Annotated in this window: 25 protein-coding genes and 1 tRNA gene; 11 read left to right on the forward strand and 15 right to left on the reverse strand. The window is 65.9% G+C overall.

From position 1 onward, the window contains the following. The first annotated feature begins 86 nt into the window (after positions 1–86). Positions 87–890, forward strand: a complete 804-nt coding sequence (locus tag V6N07_RS12390; RefSeq protein ID WP_371156616.1) for an alpha/beta hydrolase — start codon at positions 87–89, stop codon at positions 888–890. Between the two features lie 15 nt (positions 891–905). Here the strand turns inward: V6N07_RS12390 and hrpB are convergent, their stop codons facing one another. Together hrpB and V6N07_RS12400 are read right to left on the reverse strand one after the other, a co-directional pair. After that, positions 906–3,257: an ATP-dependent helicase HrpB gene (hrpB, locus tag V6N07_RS12395; RefSeq protein WP_371156617.1), complete on the reverse strand. Its 2,352-nt coding sequence runs from the start codon at positions 3,255–3,257 to the stop codon at positions 906–908. Then, the gene (locus tag V6N07_RS12400) at positions 3,254–3,973 is read right to left on the reverse strand and encodes a DUF3108 domain-containing protein (RefSeq protein ID WP_371156618.1); all 720 of its coding nucleotides are present in this window, start codon (positions 3,971–3,973) and stop codon (positions 3,254–3,256) included. The genes hrpB and V6N07_RS12400 overlap by 4 nt, the downstream gene beginning before the upstream one ends. Positions 3,974–4,131: 158 nt before the next feature. Between V6N07_RS12400 and meaB the strand changes: the two genes are divergently transcribed. Beyond that, the gene (gene meaB / locus V6N07_RS12405) at positions 4,132–5,133 is read left to right on the forward strand and encodes a methylmalonyl Co-A mutase-associated GTPase MeaB (protein WP_371156619.1); all 1,002 of its coding nucleotides are present in this window, start codon (positions 4,132–4,134) and stop codon (positions 5,131–5,133) included. A gap of 94 nt (positions 5,134–5,227) precedes the next feature. After that, on the forward strand, positions 5,228–5,530 hold the full coding sequence (gene rpmB, locus V6N07_RS12410) for a 50S ribosomal protein L28 (RefSeq protein WP_371156620.1): 303 nt from the start codon (positions 5,228–5,230) through the stop codon (positions 5,528–5,530). 100 nt (positions 5,531–5,630) lie between these two features. Here rpmB and V6N07_RS12415 read toward each other — a convergent pair whose 3' ends face one another. From V6N07_RS12415 to V6N07_RS12425, 3 genes are all read right to left on the reverse strand, one after another. Next, positions 5,631–5,807, reverse strand: coding sequence for a hypothetical protein (locus tag V6N07_RS12415; RefSeq protein ID WP_371156621.1), 177 nt, complete (start codon positions 5,805–5,807; stop codon positions 5,631–5,633). A 162-nt stretch (positions 5,808–5,969) separates the two neighbouring features. After that, complete coding sequence (locus V6N07_RS12420) at positions 5,970–6,317, reverse strand: hypothetical protein (protein ID WP_371156622.1); 348 nt, start codon at positions 6,315–6,317, stop codon at positions 5,970–5,972. A gap of 227 nt (positions 6,318–6,544) precedes the next feature. Continuing rightward, positions 6,545–7,846, reverse strand: coding sequence for a DEAD/DEAH box helicase (locus tag V6N07_RS12425; protein ID WP_371156623.1), 1,302 nt, complete (start codon positions 7,844–7,846; stop codon positions 6,545–6,547). A 587-nt stretch (positions 7,847–8,433) separates the two neighbouring features. Between V6N07_RS12425 and lepA the strand changes: the two genes are divergently transcribed. After that, positions 8,434–10,248 (forward strand): translation elongation factor 4, encoded by a 1,815-nt coding sequence (gene lepA, locus V6N07_RS12430; RefSeq protein WP_371156624.1) that lies wholly within the window; start codon positions 8,434–8,436, stop codon positions 10,246–10,248. A gap of 303 nt (positions 10,249–10,551) precedes the next feature. Here the strand turns inward: lepA and V6N07_RS12435 are convergent, their stop codons facing one another. The 3 genes from V6N07_RS12435 to V6N07_RS12445 all read right to left on the reverse strand — a co-directional run bounded on the left by V6N07_RS12435 (position 10,552) and on the right by V6N07_RS12445 (position 12,176). Beyond that, positions 10,552–11,316 (reverse strand): hypothetical protein, encoded by a 765-nt coding sequence (locus tag V6N07_RS12435; protein ID WP_371156625.1) that lies wholly within the window; start codon positions 11,314–11,316, stop codon positions 10,552–10,554. Positions 11,317–11,880: 564 nt separating this feature from the next. Then, positions 11,881–12,006 (reverse strand): type B 50S ribosomal protein L36, encoded by a 126-nt coding sequence (gene ykgO, locus V6N07_RS12440; protein WP_005850168.1) that lies wholly within the window; start codon positions 12,004–12,006, stop codon positions 11,881–11,883. A gap of 95 nt (positions 12,007–12,101) precedes the next feature. Next, positions 12,102–12,176 (reverse strand) — tRNA-Val (locus V6N07_RS12445). A gap of 141 nt (positions 12,177–12,317) precedes the next feature. Here V6N07_RS12445 and V6N07_RS12450 point away from each other — a divergent pair. Beyond that, on the forward strand, positions 12,318–13,175 hold the full coding sequence (locus V6N07_RS12450; RefSeq protein ID WP_371156626.1) for an N-formylglutamate amidohydrolase: 858 nt from the start codon (positions 12,318–12,320) through the stop codon (positions 13,173–13,175). A 61-nt stretch (positions 13,176–13,236) separates the two neighbouring features. After that, on the forward strand, positions 13,237–14,049 hold the full coding sequence (locus tag V6N07_RS12455; RefSeq protein WP_371156627.1) for a class II aldolase/adducin family protein: 813 nt from the start codon (positions 13,237–13,239) through the stop codon (positions 14,047–14,049). 51 nt (positions 14,050–14,100) lie between these two features. On the opposite strand, the gene V6N07_RS12460 is transcribed toward V6N07_RS12455, so the two are convergent. Then, complete coding sequence (locus V6N07_RS12460) at positions 14,101–15,354, reverse strand: DNA polymerase IV (protein ID WP_371156628.1); 1,254 nt, start codon at positions 15,352–15,354, stop codon at positions 14,101–14,103. Positions 15,355–15,482: 128 nt separating this feature from the next. Here V6N07_RS12460 and V6N07_RS12465 point away from each other — a divergent pair, with 128 nt between their 5' ends. From V6N07_RS12465 to V6N07_RS12475, 3 genes are read left to right on the forward strand one after another with little or no spacing between them, the layout of a single operon-like run. After that, the gene (locus tag V6N07_RS12465; RefSeq protein WP_371156629.1) at positions 15,483–16,379 is read left to right on the forward strand and encodes an SPFH domain-containing protein; all 897 of its coding nucleotides are present in this window, start codon (positions 15,483–15,485) and stop codon (positions 16,377–16,379) included. 5 nt (positions 16,380–16,384) lie between these two features. Then, positions 16,385–16,669, forward strand: a complete 285-nt coding sequence (locus tag V6N07_RS12470; RefSeq protein WP_371156820.1) for an NfeD family protein — start codon at positions 16,385–16,387, stop codon at positions 16,667–16,669. 60 nt (positions 16,670–16,729) lie between these two features. Beyond that, positions 16,730–16,945: a hypothetical protein gene (locus tag V6N07_RS12475; RefSeq protein ID WP_371156630.1), complete on the forward strand. Its 216-nt coding sequence runs from the start codon at positions 16,730–16,732 to the stop codon at positions 16,943–16,945. A gap of 34 nt (positions 16,946–16,979) precedes the next feature. Here V6N07_RS12475 and pyrF read toward each other — a convergent pair whose 3' ends face one another. The 6 genes from pyrF to tsaD all read right to left on the reverse strand — a co-directional run bounded on the left by pyrF (position 16,980) and on the right by tsaD (position 20,724). Then, a complete protein-coding gene (gene pyrF / locus V6N07_RS12480; RefSeq protein ID WP_371156631.1) occupies positions 16,980–17,663 on the reverse strand; it encodes an orotidine-5'-phosphate decarboxylase in 684 nt (227 codons plus the stop codon). Positions 17,664–17,754: 91 nt separating this feature from the next. Next, positions 17,755–17,949, reverse strand: coding sequence for a hypothetical protein (locus tag V6N07_RS12485; protein WP_371156632.1), 195 nt, complete (start codon positions 17,947–17,949; stop codon positions 17,755–17,757). A gap of 54 nt (positions 17,950–18,003) precedes the next feature. Then, positions 18,004–18,423: an EVE domain-containing protein gene (locus V6N07_RS12490; RefSeq protein ID WP_371156633.1), complete on the reverse strand. Its 420-nt coding sequence runs from the start codon at positions 18,421–18,423 to the stop codon at positions 18,004–18,006. Beyond that, entirely contained in the window at positions 18,420–18,695 is a 276-nt protein-coding gene (locus V6N07_RS12495; protein ID WP_371156634.1) for a YciI family protein, read from the reverse strand. Before V6N07_RS12495 ends, V6N07_RS12490 begins: the two co-directional genes overlap by 4 nt. Next, positions 18,692–19,651, reverse strand: coding sequence for an NAD(P)H-dependent glycerol-3-phosphate dehydrogenase (locus tag V6N07_RS12500; protein ID WP_371156635.1), 960 nt, complete (start codon positions 19,649–19,651; stop codon positions 18,692–18,694). Before V6N07_RS12500 ends, V6N07_RS12495 begins: the two co-directional genes overlap by 4 nt. Further along, complete coding sequence (gene tsaD, locus V6N07_RS12505; protein WP_371156636.1) at positions 19,648–20,724, reverse strand: tRNA (adenosine(37)-N6)-threonylcarbamoyltransferase complex transferase subunit TsaD; 1,077 nt, start codon at positions 20,722–20,724, stop codon at positions 19,648–19,650. Before tsaD ends, V6N07_RS12500 begins: the two co-directional genes overlap by 4 nt. Before the next feature lie 82 nt (positions 20,725–20,806). Here tsaD and V6N07_RS12510 point away from each other — a divergent pair, with 82 nt between their 5' ends. Both V6N07_RS12510 and V6N07_RS12515 read left to right on the forward strand, forming a co-directional pair. Beyond that, positions 20,807–21,493 carry a uroporphyrinogen-III synthase gene (locus V6N07_RS12510; protein WP_371156637.1) on the forward strand — a complete coding sequence of 229 codons (687 nt, stop codon included), beginning with the start codon at positions 20,807–20,809 and terminating at the stop codon, positions 21,491–21,493. A 56-nt stretch (positions 21,494–21,549) separates the two neighbouring features. Beyond that, positions 21,550–23,064 (forward strand): COG4223 family protein, encoded by a 1,515-nt coding sequence (locus V6N07_RS12515; protein ID WP_371156638.1) that lies wholly within the window; start codon positions 21,550–21,552, stop codon positions 23,062–23,064. Position 23,065: the final 1 nt, after the last annotated feature.

Below are 23,065 nucleotides of genomic sequence, written 5' to 3' on the forward strand. Positions count from 1 at the left end.
TTCATTTGCAGAGCGTTTCGGCACGACTAGGTTTCAGCGTCACGGTTGGCGTCTGATGGTCTGACGGCACGCAAGAGGAGCATTCGATGCAGCATTGGCAACAAATGTCGCAGGCAGAGCTGGACGCCGCCTATGCCAATGCCGATTACATCCCGGATGCGGGGTCTTTTCCGGTCCGCTGGGCCGCCGAGGCCGCCATTTTCCGCGCGACGGCCAACGCGATGTTCGACATCCCCTATGACGCGGCGGAGAGGGCACGCCTCGACCTGTTTCATCCGGTCAATCCTGCGCGAGGCCTCGTCGTTTTCGTACATGGCGGATATTGGCGTCGGTTCGGCAAATCGGACTGGTCGCATTTCGCCAAGGGCGCGCTTGCCGCCGATCACGCGGTGGCGATAGTCGGCTACCCACTTGCCCCGCTTGTGCGGATCGCGGACATCACGCGACATGTCGCGCAGGCGGTGGATTGCGCGGCGGCCCATGTGGACGGGCCCATCCGGCTGACGGGGCACAGCGCGGGCGGGCATCTGGTCGCCCGCATGTTGATGCCGGATGCATCGCCGGTCTGCGCGGGGCGCATCGCGACCTGTGTGCCGATCAGCCCGGTTGCCGATCTGCGCCCGCTTGTGCCCCAAAGCCTGAACGCGGATTGGCGCCTCGATGAGGCGGAGGCTTTGTCCGAAAGCCCGGTTCTGGGACACAAGCGATCGCAGGCCCGGGTCGCCATCCACGTCGGCGGCGATGAGCGGCCCAGTTTCCTGTGGCAGGCCCGCGCCCTTTCCGACGCATGGCGCGCACCCTTGCGGGTGGATCGCCGCAAACACCACTTCGATGTCATCGATGATCTGCTGGATCCGGCGTCGGACCTGATGGCCGATATCCTCGCCTGACCCGGCGCGGCGCCATCACGTTCCGCGTGGCTTGGCACGCGTGGTCGGCGGGGCGGTCGTCGGATCCTCGGGCCAGGGATGGCGAGGGTATTGCGCACGCATGTCGCGGCGCACATCGGCATAGGATCCTGTCCAGAATCCCGGCAGGTCCTGCGTGATTGCAACGGGTCGGCTGGCCGGAGACAGCAGTTCCATCCGCAAGGCCGTATCCCCGACGGTGGGATGCCGCGTGACGCCCAACACCTCCTGCAGGCGGAGGGAGATGGTCGGAACCTCATGCCCGTAGTCGATGGGAACCTTGCGCCCGAGCGGGGTGACGAAATGGGCGGGGGCAATGCGGTTCAGGCGTTGCCCCTCCTCCCAGCCCAGCCAAGCTTCGAGGGCGTCGAACGGATCAAGACGGCCAAGACCGGGTGCGTCGCGTATTCCATCGAGGTACGGCAGCAGCCAGTCTTCGGCCGCCGAAAGCAAGGCGTCATCGGAGACATCGCGCAGACCGGCGGCGGCCACGCGGGCGCGCCAGAACCGCGCGCGGCGTGTCCAGTCGAGGCATCCAAGGCCAAGCGCGCGCACGCCGTCCAGCGCCGCCCGTGCCACCTGCTCGCGGGGGGCGTCGGACCATTGCCGATCGTCCAGAACGATGGCGCCCAGACGCTCCTGCCGACGGGTTTCCACGCGGCGGTGCCGATCGGACCATGCGCAGACATCGACCCAGGCGATACGGTCACCCAGAACCGCACGCAGGTCCGCCTCGGGGATGGGCAGGGCACGGCGTACGCGGGCCTGCGTGCGGTCGCCATCAAGGTCGCAAGCCACGATCAGGCGGGCCGCGGACAGGGCATCCCCTGCCTCCATCCGCGCGCCCTTGCCGCCGGACAACAGCCACCTCGGGGCATCGCCCGCCCGCCGAAGACCGATACGATCCGGATAGGCCAGCGCCAGCCTCTGGGCGTCCGAAACCTCCGGGCCGGCCTCGTATCGCTGCAACCGTTTGGCTTCGGCCCGCGCTTCGGCGGTAGGGCGGCGCAGGGCTTCGCTCAGGTCGACGGACCCCGGTGAGGGGCGCACGGACAGAAGACCCGCCAATCGGGCCGAACCCGGTCCGCCACGCAGGACCATGTGCCCGAGGCGCGGATGCAGGGGCAGGCGCGCCAAGGCCCGTCCGTGATCGGTTATCGCGCCATCTGCGGTCAAGGCGCCAAGGTCGCGCAACAGGGCCCGCGCCCCATCGAGGGCCGCGTCCGGTGGGGGTGTCAGGAACGATAGGTCCGATGATCCCCAGACGGCCAGTTCAAGGGCCAGACCGGACAGGTCGGCGTTCGCGATCTCGGGGTCGGGAAAGGCATGCAGCCCGCCTTCCTCGCCGCGGGTCCAGTTGGCATAGGCCACGCCCGCCGCGACGCGGCCCGCCCGGCCGGCGCGTTGCTGTGCCTCGGCCCGTGTGACCCGTTCGGTAACCAGCCGGGACATGCCCGACGCGGGATCGAACCGCGCGCGCCGCGCACGGCCGCCGTCCACCACCGCGCGAATGCCCTCGATCGTCAGGGAGGTTTCGGCAATTGACGTCGCCAGCACCACGCGCCGACCGGTGCCGGGTTGGATCGCCGCTTGCTGCTGTTCGAAGGGAAGCGCGCCGAACAGGGGCCGCACCTCTGCGCCGCAGCCGTGCAGCATGGCGGCGCAGCGGCGAATCTCGCCTTCTCCGGGCAGGAAGGCCAACACGTCGCCGGTCCCTTCCGTCAGTGCCTGTTGCACGAGGGCGGCAACCTGCGCCTCGAACCGTTGGCCGTCAGGCGGGGGGCGATCTCTCCAACTGCGCTCTACCTCGAAGGCGCGGCCTGCGCTGGTGACGACGGGGGCGTTCAGCATTTCCGCCACGGGCCCCGCATCCAGGGTTGCCGACATCACCACCAGCTTGAGGTCCGGGCGCAGGACCTGTCGCGCTTCCCACGCCAGGGCCAGCCCGAGGTCGGCGTTCAGGGACCGTTCGTGGAATTCGTCGAAGATGACGCAACCGACGCCCGGCAACTCCGGGTCGGCTTGCAGCATGCGGGTCAGGATGCCTTCGGTGACGACCTCGATCCGCGTGGCCTGCGACACCTTCGAGGCCCCGCGCATGCGAAAGCCGACGGTTCCCCCGACCGCTTCGCCCAGTGTCTGCGCCATGCGTACGGCCGCCGCTCGCGCGGCAAGGCGACGCGGCTCCAACATGATGATGCGGCCCGATACGACCGGCAGCAGGGCAAGGGGAACGCGCGTCGTCTTGCCGGCGCCGGGCGGGGCCTGCAACACGGCCACGCCGCCATCGGATATCGCCGCCAGGACATCGGGCAATGCCGCGTCGATGGGCAGGGGCGTCGTCGTCATTGGCGGCGCAGCACCATGTCGCCCAGACGCGTGCTCGACCTGATTTCGCTGACCTGCACGCGCCCGTCGGGCAGGGGGGCATAGATGAAGGTCATGTCCACCGACGGCCGCTTTGCCAGATCCTCGGGCGAGTAGCCCCGCACCCGCAGGTAGCGTGACGCACAGGTCACCGTGCCATCCCCCCGTGCGCGCGGTGCGGCAAGGGTCAGGCGCGACACACCGCGCCCGTCGAACAGGTCATAGCGCCTGTCACAGGCCCCCGCCGCATCCACCGGCTGCAAGACGTCGTAAAGCGCGGTCAGCGGGTCGATCACACCCCGCTGTGCCGTCGGGTCGACATCGTGGGGTTCGGGCGCGCGGGGCGGGTCGAAGGTGACGTCCGTCGGCGTGCCGTTACGGAACCGCGTGACGGAGGATGTGCGCTCTCCGTCGTCGTCCTCGACCTCGGTATAGATGGTCGGGGCGTATCGACCTCCGTTGACGGTCCCCTGCACGCTGCCTTCGAAGCCGTATTTGACGAGGGCACCCACCATACCCGAGGCCTGTGCAGCGGAGGATACGGCATAGCTGCCGCCCTGATCTCGCCCGCGCAGGGCTATCGTGCCGCCGGTAATCCCGCGCAACGACAGGGTGTATTGCGCATCGACGCCCTGTGCTGTCGCCGTCAGGGACGAGAGCATCAGGGTTGTGGCGCAGATCAATGGGCGGAGGGACATGCCGCGTCTCCTGAATGGGGTCGGTCCTGTCCTAGCCCATCCTGACCGGGCGCACACCCCGATGGCCGAGGATTGCGCAGAACCGGCGATCCTGTTCCTGAAACATCCGGGCGTGACACCCTTGCATCACCCGGATGGCGCGGGCATCCCTGTGCGCGATGACCGACGATCCCCTCCGCGCGCCACTCGTGGCCGGTGACCGCCGTGCCCTTGCGCGGGCGATCACGCTTGTCGAAAGCACCCGTGCCGATCACCGCGCGCGCGCCACGACCCTGCTGGACGCCCTCCGCCGCGAGGGCAGGGAGGCGTTGCGCATCGGCCTGTCCGGCACGCCGGGCGTCGGCAAGTCGACCTTTATCGAAGCCTTCGGCATGATGCTGACGGAACGGGGCCTGCGCGTCGCGGTCCTTGCCGTCGATCCCAGCAGCACGCGCACCGGCGGGTCCATATTGGGCGACAAGACGCGAATGGACCGGCTCAGCCGGTCGCCAAATGCGTTCATCCGGCCCTCTCCGTCCGCCACGCACCTCGGTGGGGTGGCCCGCCGGTCCCGCGAGGGCGTCGCCCTGTGCGAGGCGGCCGGATACGATGTCGTTCTGGTCGAGACGGTCGGCGTCGGCCAGTCCGAGACGATGGTGGCCCAGATGTGTGACCTGTTCGTCCTGCTGCTGGCGCCTGCCGGTGGCGATGAACTGCAGGGGGTCAAGCGGGGCATCATGGAAATCGCGGACATGATTCTGGTCAACAAGGCGGATGGCGATCTGAAGCCCGCCGCCACCCGCACCGTTGCCGATTACGCCGGGGCCCTGCGCCTGTTGCGCAAGAGACCACAGGACCCGGAGGGGTTTCCCCGCGCGCTGCCGGTGTCTGCCCTGCGCGAGGATGGCCTGGCACAGGCATGGGACGACATGCAGGCCCTGGCCGACTGGCGCCGGGAGGCCGGGCACTGGAAGGCGAATCGGGCCTCGCAGGCGGCCCACTGGTTCCGGTCCGAAGTGCGCGAGGGCCTGCTGGCCCGGCTGACCGCCGATGGCGTGATCCGAACCCGCATGGTCGAACTGGCCGAAGATGTCGCCGCAGGCGCCCGCGCCCCCGAAGCCGCAGCGCGCGAGATGCTGGAATCCCTCGGTGTCGTCGATCCTGTGTCCGCAGGGTCTTGACGCCACCGGTTCCCGGGCATATCAGGCCGCGACCTGCGGGGCCGTTCATTCGGTCCCGTGCCTTATTTCAACTCCGTAACCCCGAGGTCCTGCCATGTCGCGCGTTTGCGAACTCTCCGGAAAAGGCCCGATGTCGGGCAACAACGTCAGCCACGCGAACAACAAGACCCGTCGCCGCTTTCTGCCCAACCTGAACGATGTTTCCCTGCAATCCGAGGCCCTCGGCCGCGTGTTCAAGCTGCGTATCTCGGCCTCGGCCCTGCGCACCGTCGACCACCGTGGCGGTCTGGATGCCTTCCTTGCCAAGGAAAAGGACGCGAACCTGTCGCCGCGCGCCCTGAAGATCAAGAAGGACATCGCCAAGTCGTCCGACACCGCCGCCGCTCTGGAGAGCTGATAGCCCCGGCGACGCGGTCGTCCGTGACGTCCGAACGCAAGACCCCGCCATGATTGGCGGGGTTTTTCGTTTTTAAGATACGGGAAAGCTGGAGAAGCGGTCAGGAGGACGCCTTGTCCTCGACGGTCTTCCTGTCCTCGATCGCCTTGTCGCGCACGACGGTCTCCCCCATGCCGCCGGTCGGGCGCCCCCTGGCGACAGCTTCGTTCGTGGCGCGCAGGAAATACAGCGTCATCGCAAGCAGCGCGATAAGCAGGATGAGGGGCAGATAGGCCATGGGGCGACTCCTGTCTCGTGGGGTTTGGCTGAGTCCGATTTGCGGACATTCTGCCAAACGCCCTGAGCGGACTTCCGGTTCCCGATCATCTGGCTGTTCGGGCGCGGGGCGGAACCGGCCGTCCTCCGACAACAGCCCGCGTGCGGGCCTATTCCAGCCGAGTCAGCGACAGATCTGCTCGGCCCGAGAGACGAAGGCCTTGTACCTTTTCCAGAAAGCCTCGTCAGAGGGGCGGTCCGACTGTCGCGTGACCTGTGCGCTGTGCGGGTTCTTGAAGAACTTGACGGCACGCGATCTGTCCCGGCTCGACAGGCTGTCGTTTGCGACCGCTTGAACGCAGCCACACAACTGCCGATCGGCGGCACGGCGGTCCGCACGAATGCAGGCCGTCTGGATCGGTCCGGTCGCATAATAGGTCCGTGCCGAGGTGACATCGCCACCACGCCCGCCGCCACAGGCCGACAGGGCCAGCGTCGTCACGAGAAATGCACCTATCTTGATCGGGGTCATGCTGCTCTGCCTCCGGTCATCTTGTTTTTTGCAACGATGACAGAGGCGCGCAGAAGGATCAATCGCCGCCCACCGCGACAGGATGCCCTGCGTCCGCGCGGTGACGCCAATCGGCAATCGGATTGGCCATTTTCCGCCTTGCCGCGGGCGATGTGCGGTGCGTTCGGGGCCGCATACCCGCGCCATCACAGATGCGTGAGGGCGCGGGTTGTCGTTAGGGGCAGGCGTCAGGCGGTCTTGCGGGGGCGACGACGGCGGTTTCCGCCGGCGGGCTTTGCACCACCCGGTTTCGCACCGCCCTGCGGACGGCCACCGCCACCGGAGCGCTGACCGCCGCCGCCGCCACGGCGACCGCCACCACCGCCGCCGCCGCGCTTGGGCTTCGCCTCCTCCTGGCTGGGCGACCAGCGCCGCCCGGAGGCGACGGGGATCTCGCCCTTCAGGATCTTCTCGATATCCTTCAGCTCCCCCATCTCGTCAGGCGCGCACAGCGTGATCGCGGCGCCCTCGCGCCCTGCGCGGGCCGTCCGCCCGATACGGTGCACGTAGGTTTCGGGCACGTTGGGCAACTCGAAGTTGTACACGTGCTTGACCACCGGAATGTCGAGGCCCCGGGCAGCCACATCCGTCGCCACCATGACCAGCGCATCGCCGTTGGTGAATGCCTCCAACGCGCGCGTCCGCTGCCCCTGACTGCGGTTGCCGTGGATCGCCACCGTGTTGATGCCCGCGCCCGTCAGCTGCTTGGCCAGACGGTCGGAGCCGTGCTTGGTGCGCGCAAAGACCAGCGCGGCCTCGCCCTCGTGCTGGCGCAGCAGGTCCAGAAGGAAACCCGGCTTCTCGCCCTTGGCGATGAAATGGATCGACTGCTCGATCTTGTCCGCCGTCTGGCCGGACGTGGCCACCTGCACCCGCACCGGATTGGTCAGGTAGGTCGCGGCAAGCTGTTCCATGTCCTTGGGCATCGTGGCCGAGAACAGCATCGTCTGACGCTCGGCCGGCAGTTTCGCGGCGATCTTCTTGAGGTCATGGATGAACCCCATGTCCAGCATCTGGTCGGCCTCGTCCAGCACGAGGAAATGCGTGTCCTTCAGGTTGACGGCGCCCCGGTCCATCAGGTCCAGCAACCGGCCCGGTGTGGCCACGAGCAGGTCGACGCCCCGCTCCATCCGCTTGATCTGCGGGTTGATGCCGACGCCGCCCATGACGCGCGCGACCTTGAGGTGCGATCCCTTGATGTAGCCCGTGAGGTTCTCGACGATCTGGTTCACCAGCTCGCGGGTGGGGGCCAGGATCAGGGCGCGCGCGCCGCGTGCCACGGGGCGTTCGTCGGCCGACAGCAGGTGCTGCACCAGCGGCAGGCCGAAGGCGGCGGTCTTGCCCGTGCCCGTCTGGGCCAGGCCCATGACGTCGCGCCCGTTCAGGGCATGCGGGATCGCCTGCTGCTGGATCGGGGTGGGGTCCTTGATGCCCATTTCAGTCAAGGCAGTGATGAGGCGGGGCTTCAGCCCCAGCATGTCGAAATCCATGATGTATCTTTCTGGCGCCACGCGGACGCAAACGCCGCGCCCATGGCGCGGGGGTAAGGGGTCACGAAGCGATCGCTTCGCGCCTCCCCGGCGTGATCCTTGGGAAAGCAACCCGCCCGTCGATGGGCCATCCCTCATGGACAACCGGCTCACGCTGCCCGAGGGGCGGGGTTGAGGTGCAGATGGGGGAATGCAAGGCATCTGTCAACTGCGGTGCGGGCGGCAAAGCGCCGGATCGGCATGCGCCTACCTGTCCGGTCGCGGCTTGCGCTTGATGAATTGCATCGACCATTTGCACCAAGCTCATCAGGTCCGCCGCAAGGAACCCCGCCGTATCCGAGCGGTTCGTTTTCGACATGCGCAGGCCGAGAAAATCGAGAACATCGCCCAGCTTGCCCGTGTCCTCAGATTTCGGAAGCAGCCATTGCATCGTGGTCTTCTTTTCGGATCGTCCACCCGAACTGGACATGCTGCACGCGCGCCGATGTCGTATCGCCCCCATGCAGCCGCCCCCGCGACACCCCACCCCCTTTCCGCCACCCCGCACCCGGTATATCTGCTGTCCAAACTAGCTAGGGCCGCGCCACATGACCGACCTCTCCCGTATTCGCAATTTCTCCATCGTCGCCCATATCGATCACGGCAAATCCACCCTTGCCGACCGTCTGATCCAGGAGACGAACACCGTCGCCATGCGCGACATGAAGGAGCAGATGCTCGACTCGATGGATATCGAGCGCGAACGCGGCATCACCATCAAGGCGCAGACCGTGCGGATCGAGTTCCTCGCCGCCGATGGCGAGACCTACATCCTCAACCTGATCGACACGCCGGGCCACGTCGATTTCGCCTACGAGGTCAGCCGTTCCATGCGTGCCGTCGAAGGCTCGCTTCTGGTCGTGGACAGCACCCAAGGGGTCGAGGCGCAGACGCTGGCCAACGTCTATCACGCCATCGAGGCGGATCACGAGATCGTGCCCGTCCTCAACAAGATCGACCTGCCCGCGTCCGAGCCGGAACGGGTGGCCGAACAGATCGAGGATGTCATCGGCATCGACGCCTCGGACGCCTTGCTGGTCAGCGCCAAGACCGGCCAGGGCATCCGCGAGACGTTGCAGGCCATCATCGACAAGCTGCCCGCGCCCAAGGGCGACCCCGATGCACCGCTCAAGGCGATGCTGGTGGACAGCTGGTATGACGCCTACCTTGGCGTGATCGTCCTCGTGCGGGTCATCGACGGCAAGTTGAAAAAGAACGACCGCGTCCGGTTCATGTCCAACGATACGGTGCATCACGTCGACCGCATCGGTGTCTTCCGCCCTGCCATGACCCAGATCGACGAACTGGGACCGGGTGAGATAGGCTTCCTGACCGCTTCGATCAAACAGGTGCGCGATACGCGTGTCGGTGATACGATCACGCATGAGAAGGGTGGAACGAAGCTGGCGCTGCCGGGTTTTGCACCGTCGCAACCCGTCGTGTTCTGCGGTCTCTTTCCCGTCGACAGTGCCCTGTTCGAGGATCTGCGCGATGCCATCGAAAAGCTTGCGCTGAACGACGCATCCTTCAGCTACGAGGTCGAATCCTCTGCCGCCCTCGGCTTCGGCTTTCGTTGCGGGTTTCTCGGGCTTCTGCACCTCGAGGTCATCCGGGACCGTATCGAGCGGGAATATGACATCGACCTGATCACGACCGCGCCCAGCGTTGTCTATCACATCCACATGAAGACGAAGGAAGGCGAGGAGCCGGAGATTCAGGATCTTCACAATCCCGCAGACATGCCCGACCTGACCTATGTCGACCACGTCGAGGAGCCGCGGATCAAGGCGACCATACTCGTGCCCGATGATTATCTCGGCGACGTTCTCAAGCTGTGCCAGGACCGTCGCGGCATCCAGATGGACCTGACCTATGCCGGGCCGCGCGCGATGGTCGTCTATGATCTGCCCCTCAACGAAGTGGTCTTCGATTTCTACGACCGGTTGAAGTCGGTCACCAAGGGCTATGCCTCCTTCGACTATCAGATGATCGGCTACCGGGAAGACGCATTGGTCAAGATGCAGTTGCTGGTGAACGAGGAACCCGTGGATGCCCTGTCGATGATGGTGCACCGCGACCGCGCCGAGACGCGGGGCCGGGCGATGGTGGAAAAGCTGAAGGAGCTGATCCCGCGGCACATGTTCAAGATTCCGATCCAGGCGGCCATCGGCGGCAAGGTCGTGGCGCGCGAGACGCTGAGCGCGATGCGCAAGGATGTGACGGCCAAATGCTACGGCGGCGACGCGACCCGCAAGAAGAAGCTTCTGGAAAAGCAGAAGGCGGGCAAGAAGAAGATGCGTCAGTTCGGCAAGGTGGAGATCCCGCAAAGCGCCTTCATCAACGCGCTGAAGATGGACAGCTGACACTTTTCTTCGCAACTTGAAGCAGGTGGCGACCGGCGTCCGATTTGCCCGGACGGGGTTGGTCGCTGCCCTGCGTCCGGGTGATGGGCGGCTTCGAAGGATCGGCGGGCCGAAGGCCGCGCGAACCAATGTTCCGGTTGCCGAAATCGTCTGATCTTGTGGTCTCAATGTCCTTTCGCGGCGTGGAAATCACCACGTTTGTTTTCAAGGCCGACCAAGTCATCGGCCCGATTGATGTAATGTCCATATGTGCGTCTGGTTAGGCGCTCAAAATCCTGAAAATAAATGGATGCTCTTTGATAATTACTGCAGCTGGCTGACCTGAATGCTTCCTACGGAGGTAACCTTCACGTCGTCGAACGCGATGTGCGATGTGCCGGGGTTGATTTCGCCGGGACGATAGATGCCCAGCTTGACCGTCGGATCGCCGCAGGTCTCATGTTCGATCTGGGTGGTCGGAATGACCGCCTTGCCGTTCATCGAGACGCTTACTTCCGCAGGATAGACCGTGCGGTCGAGCCTGATCTCGAAATTCTGCGCCACACCTTTCAGGTCCGCAATCTTGGGGCCGTTGTCGAGGATGGAGACCATCTCGCCACGATGGCCGGTGTCGAGGTCTTCGTTGCCTTCGTGGGCGCCGCGCAGAACCTCGATCTCCATCTTGCGATGCGAGAACTTCATCATCAGCCAAGGTGCAGACGGGCAGGAATTCGACCATCCGTGGATCTGGAAGAACGTCTCACGTTTGCCGTTGAAACCCTTCACGAAGGTCGCTTCGAACGAGATCTTGTGGACCATCTCATCGGCCAGACCCGTCCGTGCCTTCAGCTCGGCGCGTTCCCAGAAAGGGGCCCCGTGCCGACGCTTCTTGTCGGAGCTGCAACCGCCGATATCGCCACGGCGCAATTTGAAGTTCAGTTTGGAGTCACCGGCCTTCGTCTTGTCAGACCAGTATACGCTGTCTGCTTTTGCGAGGTCGTAGTGGTTCTTACCACCCGGCAACTCGCAGTTATCATAAAGTGTCATGTTCCAGTCATCATCGCCGAAATTGTCGGCAAGAGCAGGCATGGTGAACAAACAGATACTCGTGAACAACGCGACGGTTTTCATAACTTTCGGCATTGTATCTTCCGCAACAACGCCCCCACATCCGAACAACTGAACTCAGAAGGTTAATGTTCCGTTAACGATTGTCGTCAGCTGCGGGAAGGCGGTTTTGCATGAACGTAGTGTGATGAAACCCCTTATTTCGTGGGCTCTGGTGCAAGTGTCCTTTGAGCGCCCGCCAAATCAGGACCTCAACCAAAAAGCGAATGACGGTCCAGATCGTCGGGTTTCGTTAGCTTTCGTTTTAGGTTTCCGTATGCAAGGGTATGCAAAGCGGTGCTTCACTGCACGCAGTCGCAGCATCCTGTCGGGGGGCCGGGAAGCGAAACGTTGGCCGGGCGATTCCCGTCGCTTCGGCGCCGGACCTCGGGAGGATGGGCCAAGCCGACCCCGACAGACGCGGTGACAGGGTCAAGGTGTCCGGTCGCGCCACCACCCGTCGAACCTGGCGTGCATCGCGAACTGGCCCTCAAACGAAAAAGGCCGCCCCCGAAGGAGCGGCCCGAACTTCGTCCGATAAACGGATCAGCCCTGACGGGCCTTGAACCGACGCTGAGTCTTGTTGATGACATAGACCCGGCCCTTGCGGCGCACGACGCGGCAGTCGCGGTGCCGGTTCTTCAGCGACCGGAGGGAATTGCGAACCTTCATGGCTGCTCTCCTATTGCCTGCGGGGTGACGCCCCAAGAAAAAACGTGTCCTTCAAACCTGAGGACGGCGAACCGCCTTTCTGGGAAAGGCGGGAATGGTGGGCGATACTGGGATCGAACCAGTGACCCCTTCGATGTCAACGAAGTGCTCTACCGCTGAGCTAATCACCCCTATTCCCCGGCGTATTCAGGAAACCCTGAGGCCCCCGAGGCGTTGGTGGGCGGTGGATAGTGCCTTTCACGACCCCGTGCAAGGGGGCTTTCGACTGTTTTCGACACAGAATATCTGTCATGAGAAAAGGCATGAAGCCAATGGCACGCCATCCCTTCCGTCTGCACCAGCCCAAGGTGGTCACCGCGCCTGTCGTGGTCGCATCCCCCCATTCGGGCCGGACATACGATTGGGCATTCATGTCCCGCACCGTGCTTGATTCGGAGCGCATCCGGTCGTCCGAGGATGCCTATGTGGACCTGCTGCTCGACCGGGTGCCGGCATTGGGTGTCCCGGTTCTGACGGCTGAGATGCCGCGCGCCTTTCTTGATCTGAACCGCGCGCCGACCGAACTCGACCCCGCGGTGATCGAAGGCGTCCCGCGGGGCGCCGCCAACCCGCGCGTCAACTCCGGCCTTGGTGTCATCCCGCGCGTCGTGGCGCAGGGGCGGGCCATCTATCACGGCAAGATCCCGCGCAGCGAAGCCGAGGCCCGGATCGCGGCGTTCTGGCACCCCTACCACGATCAGTTGGAGACACTTCTGGCGAATGCGCAGGCCCAGTTCGGGCACGGCATCCTGCTTGATTGTCATTCGATGCCGCATGAGGCGATCGAGGGGACCGGTGGCGCGGCGGGCACGCCTGAAATCGTTCTGGGCGACCGCTTCGGGTCCTCCGCGCATGGGCATATCGTGGACGAGGTCGAGGCCGTGTTCCGCGGGCTCGGCTTCAGGGTCGCGCGCAATGCGCCGTTTGCCGGTGCCTACATGACGCAGCAGTACGGCAAGCCGATTCGCGGACGTCATGCGATTCAGATCGAGATCGACCGCGCGCTCTACATGGATGAGGCGCGGATCCGTCCCAACGGGCGCTTCGACTCCATCCGCAGCCTGATGACCGAAGCGATTTCACAGATCTGCGATCTGACGAGCGGTCGGCGCGGACTGGCCGCGGAATAGCACCCGGCCACTGCCCGCGATGTGATATCCTGTCCTGACGAGCTGTTTGGAGGAGGATGACATGCTTGATCTGGGAAGTCGCGAATCGATCTATCAGCCGACGCAGGAGGGGCTGACGTTTCCCGTTCGCCCGACGTTCGAGACACCGGCCGAGGAACGGCAATATCTCAAGGAGCGCCTCGTCGGCGCCTGCCGGGCCTTCGCGCTACAGGGGTTCGACTACGGGTTTGCCGGTCACCTGACGATCCGCGACCCGGAGCATCCGGAATTGTACTGGACGAACCCGATGGCCGTTCACTTCCGACAGGTGAAGATGTCGAACCTGATCCTCGTCGACCACAGGGGCCATGTCGTCGAGGGAACCCATGCCGTGAACCAGGCGGGCTTCGTTCTGCACGGTGCGGTGCATGAGGATCATCCCGACATCGTCGCGATGTGCCACGCGCATACGACCTATGGCACGGCCTATGCCTCTCTCAAGCGACCGTTGCCGCCGATCACGCAGGATGCCTGCGCCTTTTTCGAGGATCACGTCGTGATCGAGGATGAGGCGGGGCAGGTGGCTGTCGAAACGCGCGCCGGGGGCAGCGTTTCAGCCGCATTCAAGGGGGTGAAGGCCGCAATCCATCAGAACCATGGCCTGTTGACCGCGAGCCGCCATTCCATCGAATCGGCGGCCTTCTGGTTCATCGCGCTGGAGCGCTGCTGTCAGCAGCAGCTTGCCATCGACGCCAGCGGTCATGCGCCGACATTGGTGTCCCCTGACCGCGCCCGGTATTCCCGCGAACACGTCGGCAGCGATTATATCGGATGGCTGCACTTTCAGCCGATCTGGGACGACCTGGTCCGCACACAGCCGGACATGTTCGACTGATCACGCCCGAAGGAAGGGTGGCCCGGCGCGGGCCTAGCACAGGGTGCGCCCTTATCTCAGGGCGCGCCCCTTGACGATGGAGGCGTCGCCAAACCGCGCGCGGATCGCATCCGTCGCCTTTTCGGCGGCGATGCGGCGTGCGGCGTTCGGGTCCAACAGGTCGCCTGCGCGGTCCGCGAGGTCTGCGGGTACGAGGTCCGAGATCCCGACCCCGATCAATCGCACGGGGCCAATGCGTCCGACCGCATCGAACAGGCCGCGTGCCTCGCGATAGATGCGATCCGCGATCTGCGTGGGGTCCGAGACGGCATGGCGCCGGGTGATCGTCGAGAAATCGGCGCGCTTCAACTTCAGGGTCACGACCCGCCCGGCCATGCCCTTTGCCTTGGCGCGGGCGCTGACCTGTTCCGACAGGCGCCAAAGGTGACCATCGAGGATATCGGCATCATCCGTATTCTCGTTGAACGTCGTCTCCTTTGATATCGATTTGACCGGCCTGTTGCGGCTGACGCGGCGGCGATCCTCTCCGCGGGCCAGATGCCAGAGCCGGTCGCCCATGGACCCGAACCGACGCCCGAGGTCCGCGCGTTCCCACCGGCGCAGGTCCGCGATCGTCTCGATGCCTGCCTTCTTCAGGGATGCCTGTCCGACAGCCCCGATGCCAAAGATGATCCCGACAGGCTTGTCGGCCAGAAAATCGGCGGTTTCCGCGCGACCGATCACGGAAAAGCCCCGCGGCTTGTCGAGGTCGCTGGCGATCTTGGCCAGAAACTTGTTGTGCGACAACCCGATGGAGCCCGTGATCCCGATCTCCTGCTGCATTCGCCTGGTCAGTCGCGCCAGCATCACGGCGGGCGGGGCGCCGTGCAGGCGGGCGGTGCCGGTCAGGTCCAGAAACGCTTCGTCCAGCGACAGTGGTTCGATGGCCGGGGTCAGTTCCTCCATCAGGGCGCGCACCTGCGCCGATACCTCGACATACAGGGACATGCGTCCCTTCAGGACGACGGCCTCGGGGCATAGCTCCAGCGCCTTGAACATCGGCATCGCCGACCGCACGCCGCGAATGCGCGCGACATAGCAGCAGGTCGATACCACGCCGCGACGGCCGCCCCCGATGATGACCGGCTTGTCGGCGAGTTCGGGGCGGTCGCGCTTTTCGACCGAGGCATAAAAGGCGTCGCAGTCCATATGCGCGATGCTCAGGTCGAAGAGTTCGGGGTGCACGGTCACACGGGGGCTGCCGCAGGCCGGACAGCGGCGCGCGTCGTCGAATTGGGTCAGGCATTGTCGGCACAGTGCGGGCATGGCGCATCATACCCCGCCCGGTGGACGACCGGAACCGGGGCATGATGCGCACCACCATGGCCCCACGCATCATTGCCTTGGCGTCACGCGGGGCCTAGCACTGAGAAGGTCAATCTTGGGGGGGCCTGATGAACATCGAACAGGAATTGCTGCGATTCCTCGGCAACAACGCGGTGCTGATCGCTGTGGCGATCTTCGTCATCGTCTGCATCATGCTGGGGGTCCGGATCGTGCCCCAGTCACAGAAGTTCGTGGTGGAGCGGTTCGGCCGCTTGCGGTCGGTTCTGGGACCGGGGATCAACCTGATCGTGCCCTTCCTAGACAAGGTGGCGCACAAGGTCTCGATCCTCGAGCGGCAGTTGCCGAACGCCAGTCAGGACGCGATCACCCGGGACAACGTCCTCGTGCAGGTCGAGACCAGCGTCTTCTACCGCATCCTGTCGCCGGAACGGACAGTCTACCGCATTCGCGATGTCGATGCGGCCATCGCGACGACGGTCGCTGGCATCGTGCGGGCCGAGATCGGCATGATGGAACTGGATGAGGTTCAATCGAATCGCGCCACCGTCATCGCCAAGATCAAGACGCAGGTGGCCGACGCGGTCGATGATTGGGGGATCGAGGTGACGCGCGCCGAGATTCTGGACGTGAACCTCGACGCGCAGACCCGCGCGGCCATGATGCAGCAGCTGAACGCGGAACGGGCCCGCCGGGCCGCAGTGACCGAGGCCGAGGGCGAAAAACGCGCCGTCGAGTTGAATGCGGATGCGGAGCTGTATGCAGCCGAACAGACCGCCAAGGCCCGCCGCATCGCCGCCGATGCCGAGGCCTATGCCACCGAGGTCGTCGCCCGCGCCATTGCCGACAATGGTCTGGAGGCGGCGCAGTATCAGGTCGCCCTCAAGCAGGTCGAGGCGTTGACGAAGTTGGGCACCTCGCAGGGATCGCAGACGGTCGTCGTTCCCGCATCGGCGCTCGATGCCTTTGGCGAGGCGTTCAAGATGCTCAAGGGGCGCGGCTCGTGATCTGGATGGAATGGTGGGCCTGGATGCTGGCGGGAATTGCGCTGGCCGTGGCGGAAATGATCCTGCCGGGGTTCATCCTGCTGGGGTTCGCGATGGGGGCGGGCCTTGTCGGTCTGGGTCTGTTGACCGGCACGCTTGGGGGTTTGACGGCCATGGCCGGCGATTATGGCTTTGCCAGCCTGCTTTTGCTGTTCGCGCTGCTGTCACTGGCGGCCTGGCTTGGCTTGCGGGCGGCGTTCGGTCCGCCGGGGGCGCGGCCCACGACCTTCGATGAGGACGTGAACGATTGACGCAGGAACCCCGCATCTTTCCTGAACGTTGGGCCGGTAACCCAATGACAGGAGAGTGCAATGGTCACCGAACCCGAATCCGCCCCCGTTCCCGAAAAGTCCAAGCCCCGCTACTACGTCGGCCTCGCCATTGCGATTGCCGTCGGCATCCTGTTGATCGTCTTCATCTTTCCGAACCTTCTGGCGATGGTCGATGACAGCCCGGCGGTAACGGACGATTTCAAGATCACGCTGCCCAGCGGTGACGGGTTGGAACGCGTGGATCCGGTTCAGTAACCCTGACAGTGTCCGGAACGGCCCCGCCTTGGCGTCAAGGCAGGGACGCGACGATATCGCGGGCGACCTGTGCCGGGTCGGTCGCGCGATGGATCGGGCGGCCGACCACGATATGGTCGGCGCCCGCGCGGATCGCGCTCTCGGGGGTCGAGACGCGCTTCTGGTCGCCAAGATCGGCACCTGCGGGGCGGACACCGGGCGTCACAATCAGCTTGCCCGCCGCTTCCGGCAGGGCGCGGATCATCGCCGCTTCCTGCGGAGAGGCGATGACCCCATCGGCGCCCGCCTCGAAGGCACGGGCCGCACGGGTCTCGACAAGGTCCGGGATGTCGCCGGCAACCATCAGCCCGGCATCGAGATCGGCGCGGTCCAGCGATGTCAGGATGGTCACGGCCAGGATTTTCATGTCGCCCTTGGTCTGGGCCGCAGCCTGAACGACGTGCGGATCACCGTGCACCGTCAGGAAATCCAGCTTGAACTGCGCAAGGCCCCGCACGGCCGCCTCGACCGTATTTCCGATGTCGAAGAGTTTCATGTCGAGGAAGATGCGCTTGCCATGCTCTTCCTTCAGTTCGTTCGCAAGGGCGAGGCCCCCGCCGGTCAACATGCCCAAACCGATCTTGTAGAAGGAGACGCTGTCGCCCAGCTTTTCGGCCAATTGCAGGCCGGCAAGGGCGTCGGGCACATCGAGGGCAGCAATCAGGCGGTCGTCGGACATCTGGCATACTCCGGCTGGAACAGGGTCTGGCGCGGGGTAGGGGGCGCCGGGCGTCTTGTCCAGTCCGGGGCCGAAGTCCCGGTCGCCGTCGTCAGAGGTGTTCTGCCCGTTGGAGCAGGCGTTCCGTTGCCTGCGCATGGGTCAGCGCCGGTGCATCCACCGAGGTCGTGATCCGGTGTCGGCTGACAAGTCCGCCCGCTTCTCGTCGAATGGCGACACCCGTCAGGGACCCTGCCAACGGGTCGTGTCGGATACGTTCTACCAGTATGATGCGTCTAACGGTCATTGCTAACCCTCCTGCGGAAAGTCAACGCGGCTTGCCCCGATCGGTTCCGTAGCGTCAGGGGGCGGTGTCGCCCATCGCGCAGATCAGCCGCCATTCCGCGTCGGTCACGGGCTGCACGGACAGCCGGCTGTTCCGCACGAGAACCATCTCCGACAGGTCGGGATCGGCCTTGATCGCCGCAAGGGTCACGGGGCGGACGAACGGACGCAGGGCGCGGATGTCGACGCATTCCCATTTCGGATCATCGCTGGTGCTGTCGGGGTGGATCGTGGCGCATACCTCTACGATGCCGACAACGGCCTTCTCATCCTGGCTGTGGTAGAAGAAGCCGAGATCGCCCTGTGCCATCTGCCGCATGATGTTGCGCGCCTGATAGTTGCGCACACCATCCCATTCCTCGCCCTCTGCACCCCTGGCGACCTGATCGGACCAGGACCAGACGCCGGGCTCTGATTTGAACAGCCAGCGGGTCACGCGTTGATGACGCGGTTCCAGGCTTCGATCCGCACGTCCTCGAACAGGCCGGCCTGCGCATAGGGATCGGCGGCGGCAAAAGCCTCGACGTGGCTGCGGTCATCCGTGTCGAAGATGATCAGCGATCCGGCCATCTCTCCGGCCAGGTTCACGAACGGACCGGCCTGCACGACGCGGCTGTCGCCGCGCAGATGCGCAAGATGCGCCTCCCGGTTGGCTTTGCGCACCTCGAGGTGGCCGGGTTTGTCGGTGCAGATCAGGGCGTGCATCATGTCGTAACTTCCGTTTTCAGGTCGCGCGTCAACAGCGCGGTCATCGCATCCTTGACCGTAAGGCGGCCAGCCACAAGACCTGCTGTCGCCTCGGTCACGGGTAGGTCAAGGCCCCGCTCCGCCGCCAGCCGCAGGGCCGCATCCGCGGTGGCAACCCCTTCGGTCGTGGCCGCCGGTCGCGGGTCGCCGCGGCCCAGTGCGAGCCCGAGGGCGAAGTTGCGCGATGCCGGGCTGGCACAGGTCAGGGCCAGATCGCCGAGGCCGGACAGGCCCATGAGTGTTTCGGGACGCGCGCCCAAGGCGCCTGCAAGACGCTGCATCTCTGCCATGCCGCGGGTCATCAGGGCAGCACGCGCCGAATCGCCAAGGCCCGCCCCGATGGCGGCACCGCAGGCGATCGCGATGACGTTCTTCAGGGCACCGCCCGCCTCGACCCCGGCGACATCCGTCGTGCGATAGAGACGCAGGACCGGTGTCGACAGGGCGTGCTGCACCTCTCGTCCCATCCCGTCATCCGCACAGCCCAGCGAAAGGGCCGTCGGCAGGCCGCGCGCGATGTCGGCGGCAAAGCTGGGCCCGGACAGGATGGCCGGGATCGCCTGCGGCAGCCCGTCGGCAATCAGGGCAGTCGGGCCGCGCAATGTCGTCAGGTCGATCCCCTTGCAGGCCGCAACCGCCACCTCCGGGCGCAGGCCGGTCAGGGCGGGCATCAGATCCCCCAATGCCTGCATCGGCACCGCCAGCAACAGGATCCGGCACGCCGACAGCGCCGCGATGTCGCCCGTGACGGTGACCATCCCTGGCAGGGTCACGCCCGGCAGGCGAGGCGTCGTGCGTTCGACCGCGATGCGCGCCATGGTATCGGCGTCGCGTCCCCACAGGTGCACCGGTTCGCGGTGGGCCAGCGCCAAGGCAAGGGCCGTGCCGAAGGCCCCCGCGCCCAGAACCCCGATCATGCCTTGGCCCCCCGCTTGCCCGACCCCAGCATCGGCGCACTAACCCGGTCCAACGGCCACCGCGGGCGGGCGGCAAGGGTCAGATCATCACGGTGTCCCGACGCAAACCGTTCGGCCCCCGCCCATGCGATCATCGCGGCATTGTCCGTGCACAGGCGCAGGGGCGGCGCGATGAAGGGCAGGGGGGCCGCGACCCCCTCCAACGCCGTGCGCAACGTGCGGTTCGCCGCCACGCCCCCGGCCACGGCCAACGCGGTGATCCCCGGCGTGGCGGCTATGGCGCGCCGGGTCTTTTCCGCCAGAACATCCGCGACGGCGGTCTGAAAGCCATGGCACAGGTCCGCACGCAGGGCGCGGGGCAATCCGCCATGTTCGGCAACGATGGCATCCCGTTTGCGCAGAACGGCCGTCTTCAGTCCGGAAAAGGACATGTCGCACCCCGGCCGGTCCAGCAACGGGCGCGGAAGACGGATGGTTCCGGTCGCTTCCGCGGCGCAGGCCTCGACCGCCGGACCACCCGGTTGGGGCAGACCCAGCAACCGGGCCACCTTGTCGAAGGCTTCGCCGGGGGCGTCGTCGATCGTGCCGCCAAGACGTGTATAGCTGTCGGGCCCCGCCACATGCAGGAACTGACAATGGCCGCCCGACACCAGAAGCATCAGGTAGGGATAGGCAACGCCGTCCGTCAGACGGGGCGTCAGGGCATGGCCGGCAAGGTGGTTGACCCCGATCAGGGGAAGGCCGGTCGCGGCCGACAGCCCCTTGGCGCACATCACCGCCGCCAGCACCCCGCCGATCAGGCCGGGCCCCGCCGTCACCGCGATCGCATCGCAGGCCGCAAGGGACAGGTCCGCCTGGGCGAGGGCGCGTTCGACGGCGATGTCGATCTTTTCGGCATGGGCGCGGGCCGCGATTTCGGGGACCACACCGCCGAAGGCGGCATGCAGGTCGTCTTGCCCCAGGACGACCGATGACAGGATTGTGCCGCGCCCCGTCGCGTCGCGCCGGACGACGGCAGCGGCGGTATCATCGCAGGAGCTTTCGAGCCCGAGAAGGGTCAGGTCTTGTGCCATGGCGTGCCGGGGTCCAGAGTTACGCCCCATCTAGTTGCCGGGAAAGGGGCTGACAATGCCGCCATCCGCGCCGCCCTGCTCCGTGCTCCTGACGAGGCCCGCCGCCGCCTCTGCCGAACTGGCGGATTGCCTGACGAGGCAGGGCATCGAGGTCGTCACCTCGCCTTTGCTGCGGATACGGCACGCGGACAGCCTTCCGGATCTGGCCGATGGCCTGATCTTCACCTCGCCCAACGGGGTTGCGGCCTATCGTGGATTGGCCGGTCCGGCCGGTTTGCCGGTTTGGTGCGTTGGCCCCCGCACCTCTGCTGCGGCGACGGCGGCGGGCCTGCGCCTTCGGGGGACTGCACCCGATGCCGCCGCCCTGGTGCAGGCGATCCCCTCCGATGCGCCGGCCCTTGTGCACCTGCGCGGTGCGGTTCAGCGGATAGACCTTGCCGCCGGCCTGCGCACACGGGGGCTGCGGGCGACGGATGCGGTGATCTACCATCAGGACGCGCTGCCGCTCTCGCAGGCGGCGCTGTCCCTCCTGCGGCGGGGACCGGTTCTGGTGCCGCTCTATTCGCCCCGGACGGCGGCCCTGTTTGCCGCGCAATGTCCGCCAGACGACTGGAGCCGCGTCAGACCCATTGCCCTCAGCCGGGCGGTCGCTGATATGCTGCCGATACGGGCATGCGTCGCAGAACAGCCCGATGGGCAGGCCATGTTGCGGGAAATCGGGAACGCGCTGGGCGTATCGGCGGTTGAGGGGCAGGCGGGATCGCACTAGGTGTAAATGGCCCGCCCGGGATCGATGCCCGGCACTGCTGAGTCGGAGGGAACGCGTTGGCGCGCAAGACAAACAAAACCGAGACGACGAAACCGGACCCCAAGGGACCGAAACCAGACGCCACGCCTGACAGCAGTGTCGCCGCCACGGACAGCGATATTGGCGAAGGTCAGACCCCCGATCCTGTCGCTTCGGACGGCGCGCCCCCGAAAAAGGGTACGAAGACCGAAGCGGATGCCCTGAGCCCCTCGAAGATCCACGACGCGGTCATTGTCGATGGGGACACGGCGGACAAGGATGGGGATGCGGCGGACAAGAAGGACGTCGACCCATCCGTCGAAGACGACACGGTCGCGACCGGTGCAGGCGGCTCGGACACCATCGAACCAGATGCGGCGGCCACGACGGATCAGCCTGCGCCACTGGATGGTGAGGTGATCGGTGCGGATGATGCCGCCGGCCCCGACACGACGAAGAACGGCACCACCGGCGCGGAGGATGCCGCCGCGCCCCCGCCCGAACGTGAGGCGACCCCGCTGATCGCAACCGCCCCTGCCACGACCGAAAAGCGCGGTTCGGGTTTCGTGCCGCTGGTTCTTGGCGGGCTGGTAGCAGGGGCAATCGGCTATGCGATCCCCACCTTCGTCATGCCGCCCGCCGCCCCGCCCGAGGCCGATATGTCCCGAATCGACGCGTTGGAGGCACGGATCGCCGACATGTCTTCGGCGCCCGTCGGTGAGGGGCCGGACCTGTCCGGAATCGAAGCCGCGCAGACCACGGCGTCCGATCGGATCGACGCCCTCGAAACCCGCATAGCGGCCCTTGAAACGGATGCTCCGGGCGAGGGCGCGGGCGGTGCGCCTGCTGCTGACGCCGGCCCCGATCTGTCTGCACGGATCTCGGAAAACGTCGATACCGCGCTGGCGGACGTGCGGGCGGAAATCGACGCGCTGGGCGATATGCGTGCCGATATCGCGGCCCTTGGGGACCGGATCGATGCGCTGCCGACACCTGTCGAGGGCCTTGCCGAGCGTGTGAGCGCGGTCGAAGAGGCGCTGGATGCCCTCGCCGCCGAAACCGAGAGTGTCGAGGCCACCGCCGAGGACCTCGCGCGCGAGGCCGCTGCGACGCAACTGCGCCTTGCGGTGGATACCGGACAGCCTTTTGCCGATCCTCTGTCGGTGCTGGGCGGGGATGTCCCGCCTGCCTTGGCAGATGCCGCTGACACGGGCGTCGCAACGACACAGACGCTCGCTTCGGACTTTCCCGATCTGGCCCGGGGCGCGCTGGCCGAGGCGCGGCGGGTCGAACCGGCCGAAGGCAACCCCGTCACCGCGTTCCTGCGGCGTCAGACGGGCGCCCGGTCGCTGGAACCGCGCGAAGGCAGCGACGCGGATGCGGTGCTAAGCCGCGCCGAGGCGGCCCTGCGCAATGGCGATGTCGAGACGGCGCTGGCCGAACTGGACGCGTTGCCCCCCGAAGCGGCCGAGGTGCTGGCCCCCTGGACAGAACGGGCACAGGCCCGCGTCGCCGCGCAATCCGCGCTGCAAGACTACCTAGAGACTGAGTGAG

This window comes from Jannaschia sp. 2305UL9-9, from assembly GCF_041403465.1.
Taxonomy (GTDB): domain Bacteria; phylum Pseudomonadota; class Alphaproteobacteria; order Rhodobacterales; family Rhodobacteraceae; genus Jannaschia.

Coding starts and splice junctions, on each gene's coding strand:
- V6N07_RS12390 (WP_371156616.1), top strand. CDS start 87: ATGCAGCATTGGCAACAAATGTCGCAGGCAGAGCTGGACGCCGCCTAT.
- hrpB (WP_371156617.1), bottom strand. CDS start 3,257: ATGACGACGACGCCCCTGCCCATCGACGCGGCATTGCCCGATGTCCTG.
- V6N07_RS12400 (WP_371156618.1), bottom strand. CDS start 3,973: ATGTCCCTCCGCCCATTGATCTGCGCCACAACCCTGATGCTCTCGTCC.
- meaB (WP_371156619.1), top strand. CDS start 4,132: ATGACCGACGATCCCCTCCGCGCGCCACTCGTGGCCGGTGACCGCCGT.
- rpmB (WP_371156620.1), top strand. CDS start 5,228: ATGTCGCGCGTTTGCGAACTCTCCGGAAAAGGCCCGATGTCGGGCAAC.
- V6N07_RS12415 (WP_371156621.1), bottom strand. CDS start 5,807: ATGGCCTATCTGCCCCTCATCCTGCTTATCGCGCTGCTTGCGATGACG.
- V6N07_RS12420 (WP_371156622.1), bottom strand. CDS start 6,317: ATGACCCCGATCAAGATAGGTGCATTTCTCGTGACGACGCTGGCCCTG.
- V6N07_RS12425 (WP_371156623.1), bottom strand. CDS start 7,846: ATGGATTTCGACATGCTGGGGCTGAAGCCCCGCCTCATCACTGCCTTG.
- lepA (WP_371156624.1), top strand. CDS start 8,434: ATGACCGACCTCTCCCGTATTCGCAATTTCTCCATCGTCGCCCATATC.
- V6N07_RS12435 (WP_371156625.1), bottom strand. CDS start 11,316: ATGCCTGCTCTTGCCGACAATTTCGGCGATGATGACTGGAACATGACA.
- ykgO (WP_005850168.1), bottom strand. CDS start 12,006: ATGAAGGTTCGCAATTCCCTCCGGTCGCTGAAGAACCGGCACCGCGAC.
- V6N07_RS12450 (WP_371156626.1), top strand. CDS start 12,318: ATGGCACGCCATCCCTTCCGTCTGCACCAGCCCAAGGTGGTCACCGCG.
- V6N07_RS12455 (WP_371156627.1), top strand. CDS start 13,237: ATGCTTGATCTGGGAAGTCGCGAATCGATCTATCAGCCGACGCAGGAG.
- V6N07_RS12460 (WP_371156628.1), bottom strand. CDS start 15,354: ATGCCCGCACTGTGCCGACAATGCCTGACCCAATTCGACGACGCGCGC.
- V6N07_RS12465 (WP_371156629.1), top strand. CDS start 15,483: ATGAACATCGAACAGGAATTGCTGCGATTCCTCGGCAACAACGCGGTG.
- V6N07_RS12470 (WP_371156820.1), top strand. CDS start 16,385: ATGGAATGGTGGGCCTGGATGCTGGCGGGAATTGCGCTGGCCGTGGCG.
- V6N07_RS12475 (WP_371156630.1), top strand. CDS start 16,730: ATGGTCACCGAACCCGAATCCGCCCCCGTTCCCGAAAAGTCCAAGCCC.
- pyrF (WP_371156631.1), bottom strand. CDS start 17,663: ATGTCCGACGACCGCCTGATTGCTGCCCTCGATGTGCCCGACGCCCTT.
- V6N07_RS12485 (WP_371156632.1), bottom strand. CDS start 17,949: ATGACCGTTAGACGCATCATACTGGTAGAACGTATCCGACACGACCCG.
- V6N07_RS12495 (WP_371156634.1), bottom strand. CDS start 18,695: ATGATGCACGCCCTGATCTGCACCGACAAACCCGGCCACCTCGAGGTG.
- V6N07_RS12500 (WP_371156635.1), bottom strand. CDS start 19,651: ATGATCGGGGTTCTGGGCGCGGGGGCCTTCGGCACGGCCCTTGCCTTG.
- tsaD (WP_371156636.1), bottom strand. CDS start 20,724: ATGGCACAAGACCTGACCCTTCTCGGGCTCGAAAGCTCCTGCGATGAT.